Origin of the sequence: Streptomyces sp. NPDC059957 (genome assembly GCF_042730015.1) — a bacterium.
In the GTDB taxonomy this organism is placed as follows: domain Bacteria; phylum Actinomycetota; class Actinomycetes; order Streptomycetales; family Streptomycetaceae; genus Streptomyces.
Window position 1 is genome coordinate 1 of the sequence record NZ_JBHWMB010000054.1, and the last position, 13,467, is coordinate 13,467.

General features: G+C 72.6%; 10 protein-coding genes and 2 pseudogenes. 3 read left to right on the forward strand and 9 right to left on the reverse strand.

What is annotated here, in order from left to right; all coding sequences use genetic code 11:
• Positions 1-141 precede the first annotated feature (141 nt).
• From ACFWBW_RS29490 to ACFWBW_RS29525, 8 genes and pseudogenes are all read right to left on the reverse strand, one after another.
• Positions 142-2,872 (reverse strand): annotated as a pseudogene (locus ACFWBW_RS29490) (ATP-binding protein).
• A gap of 125 nt (positions 2,873-2,997) precedes the next feature.
• On the reverse strand, positions 2,998-3,414 hold the full coding sequence (locus ACFWBW_RS29495; protein WP_385378646.1) for an ACT domain-containing protein: 417 nt from the start codon (positions 3,412-3,414) through the stop codon (positions 2,998-3,000).
• A 78-nt stretch (positions 3,415-3,492) separates the two neighbouring features.
• Positions 3,493-3,963 carry a hypothetical protein gene (locus ACFWBW_RS29500; RefSeq protein WP_385378649.1) on the reverse strand — a complete coding sequence of 157 codons (471 nt, stop codon included), beginning with the start codon at positions 3,961-3,963 and terminating at the stop codon, positions 3,493-3,495.
• 208 nt (positions 3,964-4,171) lie between these two features.
• On the reverse strand, positions 4,172-4,399 hold the full coding sequence (locus ACFWBW_RS29505; protein ID WP_251054484.1) for a DUF397 domain-containing protein: 228 nt from the start codon (positions 4,397-4,399) through the stop codon (positions 4,172-4,174).
• Positions 4,400-4,540: 141 nt separating this feature from the next.
• A complete protein-coding gene (locus ACFWBW_RS29510; RefSeq protein ID WP_266911458.1) occupies positions 4,541-5,716 on the reverse strand; it encodes a thiolase domain-containing protein in 1,176 nt (391 codons plus the stop codon).
• The gene (locus tag ACFWBW_RS29515; RefSeq protein ID WP_385378652.1) at positions 5,713-6,771 is read right to left on the reverse strand and encodes a thiolase domain-containing protein; all 1,059 of its coding nucleotides are present in this window, start codon (positions 6,769-6,771) and stop codon (positions 5,713-5,715) included. Before ACFWBW_RS29515 ends, ACFWBW_RS29510 begins: the two co-directional genes overlap by 4 nt.
• Positions 6,771-7,736, reverse strand: coding sequence for a Zn-ribbon domain-containing OB-fold protein (locus ACFWBW_RS29520; protein ID WP_385378655.1), 966 nt, complete (start codon positions 7,734-7,736; stop codon positions 6,771-6,773). Before ACFWBW_RS29520 ends, ACFWBW_RS29515 begins: the two co-directional genes overlap by 1 nt.
• A gap of 284 nt (positions 7,737-8,020) precedes the next feature.
• The gene (locus tag ACFWBW_RS29525) at positions 8,021-8,821 is read right to left on the reverse strand and encodes a crotonase/enoyl-CoA hydratase family protein (RefSeq protein ID WP_243341255.1); all 801 of its coding nucleotides are present in this window, start codon (positions 8,819-8,821) and stop codon (positions 8,021-8,023) included.
• A 174-nt stretch (positions 8,822-8,995) separates the two neighbouring features.
• Here ACFWBW_RS29525 and ACFWBW_RS29530 point away from each other — a divergent pair, with 174 nt between their 5' ends.
• Complete coding sequence (locus ACFWBW_RS29530; protein ID WP_385378658.1) at positions 8,996-10,633, forward strand: acyl-CoA synthetase; 1,638 nt, start codon at positions 8,996-8,998, stop codon at positions 10,631-10,633.
• Positions 10,634-10,831: 198 nt separating this feature from the next.
• Here the strand turns inward: ACFWBW_RS29530 and ACFWBW_RS29535 are convergent.
• A pseudogene (locus ACFWBW_RS29535) lies at positions 10,832-11,046 on the reverse strand (alpha/beta fold hydrolase); the annotation flags it as partial.
• Positions 11,047-11,154: 108 nt separating this feature from the next.
• On the opposite strand from ACFWBW_RS29535, the gene paaK reads away from it, so the two are divergent.
• Entirely contained in the window at positions 11,155-12,465 is a 1,311-nt protein-coding gene (paaK, locus tag ACFWBW_RS29540) for a phenylacetate--CoA ligase PaaK (RefSeq protein ID WP_385378664.1), read from the forward strand.
• A gap of 173 nt (positions 12,466-12,638) precedes the next feature.
• Positions 12,639-13,463: a YhjD/YihY/BrkB family envelope integrity protein gene (locus tag ACFWBW_RS29545; protein ID WP_385378667.1), complete on the forward strand. Its 825-nt coding sequence runs from the start codon at positions 12,639-12,641 to the stop codon at positions 13,461-13,463.
• Positions 13,464-13,467: the final 4 nt, after the last annotated feature.

Here is a 13,467-nt window from a genome sequence, read left to right on the forward strand (position 1 = left end):
TGTCGTTGGAGGAGCGAGGAGCGGGGTCCGGGGCGGAGCCCCGGGGAACGGTGGAAGGGCGGGTAGGGGACCTTGCCCCGTAGGGCCAACCCGGCCGCACCCGCCCACCAGCCCGCAGGCCTGCGAGCCGCCCGCGGCCGGTCAGTGGGCCGTGGCCGGGGCGGCTCCGGGCACGGGGTCGCCGGGCAGGGGGCCGCCAAGGGCAAGCAGTGTCTCGGCGGTGGTGGCCACCAGGCCGTCCGCCCCGCAGGCCCGGGCCGCCACCACCGCACGCAGCAGGATCTCGGTGTCCCCCCGCTCCTCCCCCAGCGCGGCCAGCGCGAGCGCCAGCTCGTAGGCGGCCGGCGAAGCCGACAGGACCTCCACCGCCTCCTCCAGGAGGGCCGGGCGGTCCTGCGGCGAAGCCACCTCCGCGGCCACCCGCAGGGCCTGGCCGATGCCGGACGCGGCCCCGAAGGCGCGGGCCCTGCGTACGGCCTCCTCGGCCAGCTCCCGCGCACGCGCCGGATCCTCCGCGGCCACCGCGCGGGCCAGGTGGAGCCGCCAGGGGCACCAGGACGGGTTCTGGATGCCCCGGGGGGTCAGCCGCCGGTCCACCGCCTCCAGCTCCGCCGCGGCGGCCTTCGCCCGGCCGCGGGCCAGCAGCAGTTCCGCGTAGACGGTCTGGGAGTCGGGGAAGACGACGGCCGCGGGGAAGGGCTCCCCGTACTCGTGCTCGCGGACCAGTTCCCAGGCCTCGTCCACCCGCCCCCGCGCCAGCAGCGTGGTGATGAGGATCGCGATGGCGTACCAGTGCACGGGCGTACGCCGCCCGACGCGCTCGGCGAGGCGGAGCCCGGCCCGCGCCAGCTCCTCCGCCTCGGCCAGCCGCCCCCGGCGGTAGCGGATGTAGGCGCGCAGGCTGTAGGCGAAGGACAGGTGCGCGCCGCGCCAGCCCTGGCGCTCGAACTCGGCGGTGCCGGCGTCGAACAGCTCCTCGGCCCGCTCCGGCCGGTCGGCGTACATGTGCACCATCGCGACGAGCACCGGGACCTCGAAGCCCCGGTCGGCGTACGCCCAGCTGAACTCGGTTTCCAGGACCCGCCCGGCATGGTGGAGGACCACGTCGACCGGCTCCCCGCGCAGGCAGGCGTCCCAGGCCCGCAGCCCGATGACGTACCGCTCGGTGAGGTCCCGCCCGCTCAGCCGGTCCGCGAGCTTCGCGAGCCGCCGGGAGCGCGCCGGGGAGTCCGGTTCGGCGGCGTTGAAGGCGTCCCACATGAACTGTTCGGACTGCAGCCGCAGGCGGCCGCGCAGGTCCTGGGTGTGGGGGATCTCCCGCGCGAGGCATTGCGAGGCGTCGGCGAGCCGGTCGCTGTGCGAGAGGACCTGGGCGAGCCGGATGACGATGCCCTGGCGCAGCGCCGGGTCCTCGAAGGGCTCCGCGAGGGCGGCGCGCAGGTGGTTGACGGTGTTGGCGGGCTCGGTGAGCAGGGAGGCGCAGCCCAGTTCGTACAGGACGGCCGCCCGCTCGTCGAAGTCCGGGGGTTCGCGCAGGGCTCGTGCGAGCTGGCGGCGGGCGGCTTCGGGGGCGCCGGCCCGGAGGTTCTCGCCGGCTGCCTCGCGCAGGGTGCGCACCACCCAGGGGTCGTTCTCGGGGTGGGTCTCGAGCAGGTGCCGGGCCGCGGCGGAGGGCCCGAGTCCCGCGTCGACCACGGCTGCGGCGGCCTTTCCGTGCAGGGCGACGCGCAGGGCGTCGGGGATCGCGCGGTATATGGCGGTGGCGATGAGGGGGTGTACGAACTCCAGCCCGGCCTCGCCCGTTTCCCCGGCGCCCGCTTCCCTGTCGCCCGCCTCCTCGGCTGCGGCCGACAGGATGCGGGCGTCGCGCAGCCGCCGGGTGGCGTCGACGGCTTCCTCGGTGCCGAGGCCGGCGACGCGGGCGGCGAGTTCCCGGGGGATGTCGGTGCCGAGGACGGCGCAGGCCCAGGCGAAGCGGACGGTGGAGGGGCCGAGGCTGTGGAGGCGGGCGACGAGGCCGCTGCCGCGCTGGGCGGCGGCGAGGTCGCGCAGCAGCGGGGCGCTGGCTTCGACGGGGGCGAGGCCCTTGTCCCGGACCTTCACGGTGAGCTCGACGGCTTCGAAGGGGTTGCCGGTGGTGACGGCCCAGGCCTCCCGGCAGAACGCCTCGTCGGCGTGTTCGCCGACGGCTTCGCCGTACCAGCCCGGAGACGGCCTCGGCGGTGAGCGGTGCGAGGCTCAGCGGGCGGTGTCCCGCGCGGCCGGGCAGCGTACGGAAGGCCTCGGCGTGCGCGGGCAGTTCGTCGGGGCGGTAGGCGACGACGAGGAGGAGGGGGAGGTGTTCGGCCCGCGGGGCGAAGGCGGCGAGCCAGGAGAGGGATTCGGGGTCGGCCCAGTGGGCGTCGTCCAGGACGAGGGCGACGGGGGCGCGCTGCACGACGAGGTGGGTGAGGACCCAGTCGAGTCCGTCGCGCAGGCCCTGGGGGTCGGGCGGGGCGCCCTGTTCGGCCGCGCAGAGGCCGAGGGCGGGGCCGACGATGGAGTACCAGCTGCCGAGGGCCTCGCGCAGTTCCGCGTCGGAGCTGCCGGCCAGTTGGGGCTGGATGAGCTGGCGGGCGACGTGGAAGGGCTGGCTCTGCTCCTGTTCGCCGCCGCGGGCGGCGAGGACGGTGCAGGCCTTGGTGTGGGCGCGGCGGCGGACTTCGCCGAGGAGCGTGGTCTTGCCGAGGCCGGCGGGTCCGGAGAAGGCCAGCAGGGCTCCGCCGGCGTCGGGGCCCGGATCCGTGAGCTGCTCCAGGGCTTCGTCGACGGCGGTGAGCTCCGTGTCGCGTTCGAACATCGTGCGCCGTCTGCGGGTCCGGCGTTCCGTCATGGCTGGTACCCCCCAGGCCTGTTCGGGGGTTCAGCGTACGCCCGCGCACGCGCCCGGGATTGCCTGTGGGGCAAATAGAGCTGATCTTCTTCCGGGGGGAGCCGCCCTGTGCCGATTCCGGCGGGTCACTCCTGTGCGGAGCGTTCCGCGAGCGCTTCCAGGACGGCCACGGCCTCATCGGCCCGGGCGGAGTCCACGAAGAGGTGGTCGTGGTGGTAACCGGCGATGACGTTGCAGCTCAGGCCGTGTGCGCCGAGTTCGGTGGCAAAGGCGGCGGTGAGGCCGACGGCGTCCAGGGAGGAGTGGACGCGCAGGGTGATCCAGCCCGCGGTGTACGTGTACGGGAGTCCGGCCCCGTCCGCGTCCTCCTGGCTCAGCACGAGGGTGAGCCCCTCGGGTTCCAGGACGGAGGCGACGGGGGTGAGCCCGGCCAGGGCCTCCGGGTCGGTGTCGCCGGGGATGGTGCAGAACACGTACAGCCCGTCGTTCAGTTCGGGCCGCATTCCGCTCAGCAGCTTCCGCAGGTCGCTTTCTCCACTCATGCCCCTACCGTACCGGTCATCCCGTTATGGCCGGTACGACACCGCTGGGTCACCCGTACGGCGCCCCCGGGCTCCCGGTCAGTCGCCTTCGTAGAGCCGCCGGTGCCACCAGGCCCGCGGACGGCCGCTCCAGTCCACCCATCCCCCGGCGGACGGGTCCGGGTGCGGGAGCGTCCGACGGCGGAACTCCTCGTCCAGGCCCCTGAGCACACGGCCCAGTGCGGCGCGGGCGGCGGGCGGCAGGGCCCGGTACAGGTCGCCCAGGTCGTCCCGGACGACGGCGACGTCGTCGCGTGCGCAGCCGGGGCAGGCCGGGCACTCGGAAGGGACCAGGAGCAGGGGGCTGCCGGGACCGCTCAGGAAGGTGCGGTACCGGCTCAGCAGGTCCACGATCTCGTAGCCCCGTCCGGGCCGGGCCCAGTGCGCGGCGGCGGCCGCGGCGGGCGACAGCCGGTCCACGGGCGGGAGTTCCCATGCCCAGGCGGGCGGCCGGCGGTCCTCGTACGTTCCTCGTTCGGCGCGCAGGGCGCCGGGCCGTCTACGCGGCATCGCCCTTTCGGCGGGTGATCGTCATGGCGGCCATGGTGCCGGGATCCTCCGTGTCCGGCAAGGGATTTACGGGCCCCGGGGAGCGGCGGAGCACCGCATCCGGGCTCCCCACCGGGGCGGGGAGCACCACATCCGGGCTCCCACCGGGGCGGCGGCTCCGCGCCCCGGTGGTGCACCGCGTACCCGTACCGTCGTCCGTCGTCGCCGGCTACGTGAGGTCGAACTCGCCGCCCCGCGCGTTCAGGACGAACTTGCGCCACTCGTCCGGCGCGAAGATGAGCGAGGGGCTTTCGGGGCGGTCGCCGTTGCGCATCGCGATGAACCCCTCCACGAAGGCGATCTGGACGTCACCGGCCCCCCGGCTGCTCGACTGCCAGTCCGCCTCGGTCAGATCGAGGTCCGGCTTTCCCCAGCCGGCCGGTGCCTGCGAAGTCATGCTCTCTGCCACGTGCGTGCTCCTCCCGGTACTACCGGTTCGTCGTCCGGGGGCCAGGTTAGCCATCACACGCCGTGCCGCACAGGCCACGGTGAGTCACTCGTGGCCGGTGCGGCACCCCGCCCGGAATCCGGCTTCCGCTCAGGAGCCCGGCTGCTCCGCTCCCACCAGCCACATCGCGAAGAACTGCGCCCCGCCGCCGTAGGCGTGGCCCATCGCCCGCCGGGCGTCCGGGACTTGGTGCTCCCCCGCCTGACCGCGCACCTGGAGGGCCGCTTCCGCGAAGCGGATCATCCCGGAGGCGCCGATGGGATTGGTGGACAGCACGCCGCCCGACGGGTTGACGGGCAGGTCCCCGTCGAGCTCCGTCACTCCGGCCTCGGTGAGCTTCCAGCCCTCGCCCTCGTCGGCGAAGCCGAGGTTCTCCAGCCACATCGGCTCGTACCAGGAGAACGGCACGTACATCTCCACGGCGTCGATCTCCCGGCGCGGATCGGTGATGCCCGCCTGCCGGTAGACGTCGGCCGCGCAGTCCTTGCCCGCCTGCGGGGACACGAAGTCCTTCCCCGCGAAGAGGGTCGGCTCGCTGCGCATCGCCCCACCGTGCACCCAGGCCGGCGGCTTCGGCGAACGGGCCGCGCCCGCACGGTCGGTGAGGATCATCGCGCACGCGCCGTCGGAGGAGGGGCAGGTCTCGGAGTACCGGATCGGGTCCCACAGCATCGGGGACGCCTGGACCTTCTCCAGGGTGATGTCGTGCTCGTGCAGGTGCGCGTACGGGTTCTTCAGCGCGTTGCGGCGGTCCTTGTACGCGACGAGCGAGCCCACCGTGTCGGGGGCGCCGGTGCGCCGCATGTACGCGCGCACGTGCGGGGCGAAGAACCCGCCGGCCCCCGCCAGCAGCGGCTGCTGGAAGGGGACGGGCAGCGAGAGCCCCCACATGGCGTTGGACTCGGACTGCTTCTCGAAGGCGAGGGTCAGCACCGTGCGGTGGACCCGGGCGGCGACCAGGTTGGAGGCGACCAGCGCCGTGGAGCCGCCCACCGAACCGGCCGTGTGCACGCGGAGCATGGGCTTGCCGACGGCGCCGAGGGCGTCCGCCAGGTACAGCTCCGGCATCATGACGCCCTCGAAGAAGTCGGGGGCCTTGCCGATGACGACCGCGTCGATGTCCGCCCAGGTCAGCTCGGCGTCCGCGAGCGCCCGTGCGGCGGCTTCGCGTACCAGTCCCGCGATGGAGACGTCGTGGCGGGCGGCCACGTGCTTGGTCTGGCCGATGCCGACGATGGCCACCGGCTCCTTGCCCGTCGTGCTCATGCTCGGTCCCCTTCCAGGACGGCGACCAGGTTCTGCTGGAGGCAGGGGCCGGAGGTGGCGTGCGCGACGGCCCGGTCGGACTCGCCGCGATGGATGCGGGCGGCGGCCTCGCCGATCCGGATCAGGCCGGCGGCCATGATCGGGTTGGCGGCGAGCGCTCCGCCGGAGGGGTTGACGGAGACGTCCCCGCCGAGTCCGAGGGCCTTGCGGAGCACGACCTCCTGGGAGGAGAACGGCGCGTGCAGTTCCGCGGTGTCCACCGGGGCCTCGAACACGCCCGCGTGCTCGGCGGCGATCCGCGTCGACGGGGAGTCGGTGAGGTCGCGCAGCCCGAGGCTGTGGGCCTCGATGCGGTGGTCGATGCCGGTGATCCAGGCGGGCCGCTCGCACAGCCGGCGTGCCACGTCCCCGGCGGCCAGGATGACGGCGGCCACGCCGTCGCCGATGGGCGGGCAGTCGCCGGTGCGCAGCGGGGCGACCTGGTACTCGCCCTGCGCGACGGCTCCGCTGAGCTGGGCGTGCGGGTTGGATCCCGCGGAGGCCCGGCTGCGGGCGCCGATCGCGGCGAGCCCGGCTTCGTCGGTCTCTCCCGCGTCGATGAGCGCCTGGGCCTGGAGGGCGGCCAGGGCCACCGAGTCGGGCCAGAGCGGAGCCACGTAGTACGGGTCGAGCTGGCGGGTCAGCACGTCGCGCACCGACCCCGGCGAGGACTTCCCGTACGAGTAGACGAGCGCGGTGTCGGCCTCGCCGGTCTGGATCTTGACCCAGGCCTCGTAGAGGGCCCAGGCGCCGTCCATCTCCACGTGCGATTCGGAGATGGGCGGCCAGGCGCCGACCCCGTCGAGGGTCATGGTGAAGGAGAAGGCCCGGCCGGCGAGGTAGTCGCTGGAACCGGAGCAGGTGAAGCCGATCTCGCCCGCCTTCAGCCCGGTGGCGGCCAGCACTTGGTGCAGGACGGGCATGACCATCTCGACTTCGCTGACCTCGTCGGTCCGGCGCAGGTGGTCGCTCTGCGCGAAGGCGACCACCGCGACCTCACGGGCGTATCGGGCCATCAGATGAGCTCCTTGTACACGTCGTAGTCCGCGTCCGGCTCTCCGGTGGGGCGGTAGTGGTCGGGGTAGCGCCCGCCCTCGGTCCAGACGGGTTCGACGCGCAGGCCCATCCGCACCTGGTCGTACGGGATGCCACCGATCCGGCCGTGGAGGGCGAGGCCGGCGCCGTCCAGGGCGATGTGGGCGTAGACGTAAGGCACTTCGATATCAAGGTTCTTGGCCTTGATGTTGACGATGCAGTAGGTGGTGACGGTCCCGGCCGGACCGACCTCGACCCGGTCGGTCGTCGCGACCCCGCAGGTGGGGCAGGCGCCGCGCGGGGGCACGTACACCTTGTGGCAGGAAGGGCAGCGCTCGCCGATGGTCTTCTGCTCGGAGAGCCCGGCGATGTACGCGGTCTGCGCGCGGCCGGGGCTGTACGAGTAGTCCAGGCGGGCCGCGGCGACGATCCCGGTGACGGCGTCGGTGAACTCCCCGCTGTGCGGAGCCGCGTGCGCGCCTTCCGGCGTCCCGTCCCCGGCGGGCTCGAAGCAGGCGATGTCGGTGATCGCTCCGGTCCTCTCCGCCGCCCACCGCACGCGGACCCGCATGCCGGTGGCGACCGCCTCGGGCCCGGGGGCGTCGAGGGCGTGCAGGAGGGCGGTGTCGGCTCCGTCGAGGCGGACGAGCACCCAGGCGAAGGGCGTGTCGAGGGGCTGGTTGGGGCGCGGCGAACCGTTCCAGGCCCAGGTGGTGACGGTCCCGGTGGCGGATACCTCGACCAGGTCGCGGATCTCCTCGGCGGTGACGGGGTCGTACTCGACGGGCGGCACCATCACCTTGCCGTCAGCGGCCCGGACCCCGAGGACAACCCCTTCGCGCAGCCCGGTGAGGAAGGCGCTCTGCACGGGGCCGAGGGAGCGGGTGAAGGGGAACTCGACGACGAGGGGGGCGCGGAGGATCTCGGGTGGCGACGCGGCTGTCATGGATGGGTCTCCGATGTGTGGGGTTCCAGGAACGGTTGGGGCCGGCACCGGGAGTGGGTCCGGCACCGGGGTGGGTCCGGCCCCGATGGGCAAATCCGGTACCGCCGGGCGAACACCCAGCCCCTCCGGCGTTTGAGGAGCAGGGTCCGGGGCGGAGCCCCGAAAGCCGGCCCCTCCGGCGTTTGAGGAGCAGGGGTCCGGGGGCCGGCCCCCGGCAACGGCGCCGCACCCGGACCACGGACCGGCCCCACCGGAACGGGTGGGCCCGGCGCGGGCGCGCGGAACTACTCCCGCCGATACACCGCCGGCCGCTTCTCCGCGAAGGCCCGCGCCCCTTCCTTGGCGTCGGCCGTGTCGAAGATCGGCCACCCCCGCAGGAGTTCGGAGGCGAGCCCCTCCGTCTCCGTCATCTCGGCCGTCTCGTAGACGGAGGCCTTCACCGCCTCCACCGCCAGCGGCCCGCACGCGTTGATCCGCTCCGCGATCTCCAGCGCCGCGGCCAGCGCCGTCCCGTCGGGCACCACCCGACCGACGAGCCCGATCCGCGCCGCCTCCTCGGCCGCGTACGGGCGCCCGGTCAGCAGCATCTCCAGCGCGTGCGTCCGCGGGATCTGCCGCGGCAGCCGTACCGTGGAGCCGCCGATCGGGAAGAGCCCCCGCTTGACCTCGAACAGGCCGAAGGTGGCGCCCTCCCCCGCGACCCGGATGTCGGTCCCCTGGAGGATCTCCGTACCGCCGGCCACGCAGTAGCCCTCGACCGCCGCGATGATGGGCTTGCGCGGCCGGTGGTGGCGCAGCATGGCCTTCCAGTGCAGGTCGGGGTCGGCCTTCAGCCTGTCCCGGTACTGGTCGCCCGCCATGCCCTTGCCGGCCAGCGCCTTCAGGTCCATGCCGGCGCAGAAGTCCCCGCCGGCCCCGGTCAGCACCACCGAGCGGATCGTGTCGTCCGCGTCGGCCTCCAGCCAGCCGTCGTACAGCCCCACCAGTAGCGGCAGCGAGAGCGCGTTCTTCGCCTCGGGCCTGTTCATGGTGAGCACCAGCGTGGCTCCGTGGCGTTCCACGGTCAGGTGTTCTGTCCCACCCATTGCCGTCCTCCCGTCTCAAGACCTAGAACAGGTTGCAGGAGGGGCCGGTGCAGTTCAATAGTTTTCTGACACCCAGTCAGATTTCTTGGACGGTCCCCTTCCCTGTTGGGGTTGGCGACGCTCTAATGACCGCCGAGCAGACCAGCCATGGGATTTTCTGGGTCAGGAGGACCGGTGGAGTACAACATTGCCGACCTGTTCGAGTCGGTCGTGGACGTGGTCCCGGACCGCGAGGCCCTCGTGTACGTGGACCACCCCGGGACCGGCGCCGAGCGCCGCCTCACGTACGCGGAGCTGGACGCGGCGGCGAACCGCATCGCGCACCATCTGCTGGACAGCGGCCTGAAGGCCGGTGAGCACCTGGGCCTGCACCTCTACAACGGCATCGAGTACCTCCAGACCGTCCTCGCCTGCCTGAAGGCCCGCCTGGTACCGGTGAACGTGAACTACCGGTACGTGGAGGAAGAGCTCGTCTACCTCTACAACGACGCCGATCTCGCCGCGCTCGTCTTCGAGGGCGAGTTCACCGAACGGGTCGCGGCGGCCCTCCCGCAGACGACGAAGCTCCGTCACCTGATCCGCGTCGGGCCGACCCCCGAGGGCGCCCCGGAGCCCGCGATCGCGCCGGTCGCGTACGCCGACGCGGAGGCGGCCGGCTCGCCGGAGCGCGGGTTCCCGCCCCGCTCCCCCGACGACCTGTTCATCATCTACACCGGCGGCACGACCGGTATGCCCAAGGGCGTCATGTGGCGCGCGGAGGACCTCTTCTTCGCCGGCCTCTTCGGGGGCGAGCCGACCGGCGAACCGGTGAAGCGGCCCGAGGAACTGGCCGAGCGGGTCGCGTCGAAGGGCGCCGGGCTGACCTTCTTCCCCGCGCCGCCGCTGATGCACGGCACGTCCACGCTGACGTCCTTCATCGCCTTCAACTACGGGCAGCGGGTGGTCATCCACCGCAAGTACGCGCCCGAGGAGGTACTGCGGACGATCGAGAAGGAGAAGGTCTCCAGCGTCTCGCTGGTGGGCGACGCCATGCTGCGGCCGCTCATCGACGCCCTCAACGGGCCCCTGAAGGGCACCGACCTGTCCTCCCTCTTCAGCGTCTCCTCCTCCGGCGCGATCATGTCGGAGACGGTGCGCGCCGAGTTCCAGGCGCTCGTGCCGAACGTGATGCTCCTGAACAACTTCGGCTCGTCCGAGTCCGGCTCCAACGGCCGCGCGACGAACGACTCCAGCCCGGAGAAGGGCTTCCGCCTGGAGGTCAACGAGCGGACGCAGGTGGTCGACCCGGTGACCCACGAGCCGGTGCCGGTCGGCGAGCCGGGACGGCTCGCGCAGCGCGGGTACGTACCGCTCGGCTACTACAACGACCCCGTCAAGACCGCCGAGACCTTCTTCCAGAAGGGGTCCGAGCGGTGGGTGCTGCTCGGCGACATGGCCACCGTGGACGAGCAGGGCATCGTCACCGTCCTCGGCCGCGGCTCCCAGTGCATCAACACGGGCGGCGAGAAGGTGTACCCGGAGGAGGTCGAGCAGGCGCTGAAGTCCCACCCGGACGTCTACGACGCCCTGGTCGCCGGGGTCCCGGACCCGAAGTGGGGCAGCCACGTGGCCGCGGTGGTCGAGGTCCGGTCGGGCGCGGCCGAGCCGACGCTGGACGAGATACAGGCACACTGCCGCACCAAGCTGGCGGGCTACAAGATCCCGCGCCAGCTCGTCATCGCCCCCGCCATCCAGCGCTCCCCGAGCGGCAAGGCGGACTACCGGTGGGCGAAGTCGGTGGCCACGGAGGCGGACGCGGACACCGCAAGCTGAACCGGAGCTGCGCACGACCGCTCAGGCCCCGGCGTTCAGGCCTCGCTGTTCAGGCCCTGCTGCTCAGGCTCCGCTGCTCAGGAACTGCTGTTCCGGCCCCGCTGCTCAAAAACTGCTCGACGCGGGCCGCGAACCACGGTGAATCGTCCAGCCACGGGAAGTGCCCGCCGCCCCGCTGTCCGTCGACGACGCCCCGCGCGGGCTTCCGGGGACTCCGCGAGGTCCACGGCCCAGCAGGATCAGCCGGCGGCCGGCGGACAGTCCGCCGAGGTCGCCCAGGTAGGCGGAGGCCCGCATGGCGCCGCCGGGAGGCAGATGAGCGGCTCCCCTTCGCCCTGGACGTGGTACGCGAGTTCGGTTCCGTCCTGGGTGGTGAAGGTAAAGGTGCAGGTGGATGGCGTGGAGGTCGACATGGACGGAATCCCAGCAGACGATCACCCGTTCGAGTAATTGATTTGGCCGCCGAGGTCCGGCAATCTACCGAATGATCGGTCGGTTGACTCGGACAAGGGGTGGGCGGCATGGGTACGTACACACAGGGCCACGACGGCGGTGCGGACGAGGGCGAGCGGATGGGCCGGGACGAGCTGGCGGCGCTCCAGCTCACCCGCCTGCGGGCGAGCTTGCGCCGGGCGTACGACCGGGTGCCCTTCTACCGGCAGGCCTTCGACAAGGCCGGCCTGCATCCCGACGACTGCCGTTCCCTCTCCGATCTGGCCCTGTTCCCCTTCACCACCAAATCCGATCTGCGCGACCAGTACCCCTTCGGAATGTTCGCCGTACCGCGCTCCGAGGTCCGCCGCATCCACGCCTCCAGCGGGACGACGGGCCGCCCGACCGTCGTCGGGTACACGGACGGAGACCTGTCCACCTGGGCTGATGTCGTCGCCCGCTCGATCCGCGCGGCCGGCGGGAGGCCCGGCCAGATCGTCCACGTCGCCTACGGGTACGGCCTGTTCACCGGAGGGCTGGGCGCGCACTACGGCGCGGAGCGCCTGGGCTGTACGGTCGTCCCCGCCTCGGGCGGGATGACGGACCGGCAGGTCCGGCTGATCGAGGACTTCCGGCCGGAGGTCATCATGGTGACCCCCTCCTACATGTTGACCCTGCTGGACGAGATGGAGCGCCAGGGCATCGACCCCCGCGCCACCTCCCTCCGCACGGGGATCTTCGGTGCCGAGCCGTGGACCGAGGAGATGCGCCGCGAGATCGAGGAACGGCTGAACATCGACGCGGTGGACATATACGGGCTCTCGGAGGTGATGGGCCCGGGTGTCGCCTCGGAATTCGCCGAGACCAAGGACGGTCTTCACATATGGGAGGACCACTTCTATCCGGAGGTGGTCGACCCGCTGACGGGCGCCGTACTGCCCGAGGGCGAGCCCGGGGAGCTGGTCTTCACCTCGCTCACCAAAGAGGCGATGCCCATCGTCCGCTACCGCACCCGGGACCTGACACGCCTGCTTCCCGGCACCGTCCGGCCGGCCTTCCGCCGGATGGAGAAGATCACCGGCCGCAGCGACGACATGATCATCCTGCGCGGGGTGAACCTCTACCCCACCCAGATCGAGGAGGTCCTCCTGCGGACCCCGGCCCTGGCTCCGCACTTCCAGCTCCGCCTGACCCGGCAGGGGCGGCTGGACGCCCTGACCGTACGGGTAGAGGCGCGCCGAGAGAGCGACGCCGGCCAGCGGGAGGCCGCGGCGGCCTCGGTGGTGCGGGCCGTCAAGGAGGGGGTCGGAGTCTCGGTCGCGGTGGAGGTGGTTGATCCGGAGACCCTGGAGCGGTCGGTCGGCAAGATCAAGCGGCTGGTGGACCTCCGGGAGGCCTGAGGCTGAAGCCGTGCCTGTGCCCTGGCCCAAGCCCCCGCCCCGGCGCTGCCGGCCTCACACGGGACGAGAGGCGGCCTCCGCCGGGAGGCCGGACCGCCTCCGGATCCACCCCTTCGGGCCCACTCGGGGGGCCTCCCGGGAAGCCGAGGGCCCATCCGGGTAGGGACAGAGGCGTGACCTCGACCTTCCGGCGGCTCCACGACCGGCTCCAGGCTTCCCATGCCGGGCTGGCATGGAGCCGTGGGCGGGAGATGGAGCTGATGCACCGGGCCATGGGCTTCGCCGCCCTCGGCTTCCTCACCCTGGTGCCGCTGCTCGTCGTCGTCGCGGCCGCCGCGCCGGGCAGCGGCTCGGGCTTCGGCCGCTGGCTCGGGCAGGCCCTCGGGGTGACGGAGTCCTCCCGGGAGCGGGTGGAGATGCTGTTCGGCGCCGCTGACCTCGCGCTGGAGCGGACCACCGCCTTCGGTCTCGCCGCCCTCGCGGTCTTCGGCCTGACCTTCGGCTCCGCCGTGCAGACCGGGTACGAGAAGGTCTGGGACCTTCCGACGGCCCGCTGGCACACCATGTGGCGGCACGTCGTCTGGCTCGCCCTGCTGGTCTGCTACCTCGGGCTGCTGGTCCTCATCCCCGCCCCCTCAAACGATGTGCCCGGCACGATCTTGGGCACCACGGGCGATCTCATCGGCACCTGTCTGTTCTTCTGGAGCTCCCAGTGGATCCTCCTCGGCGCGCGGGTCCGCTGGCGCGCCCTGCTTCCGGGCGCCGCGTGCACCAGCCTGGGCCTCCTCGGCCTGCGGGTCTTCTCCCAGCTGGTGTTCTCCCCGCTGATCGCCTCCAACGCCGTGACCTACGGCCCCTTCGGCACCCTCCTGGTCGTCCAGTCCTGGCTGGTCGGCGTCGGCTTCGTGGTCTACGGCGGCGCTCTGGTCGGCCGGCTCTTCCACGAGCACCTCGTCCTGCGCCGCCTCCGGGACACGGAGCTCTCGGAAATCGATTGAGTGT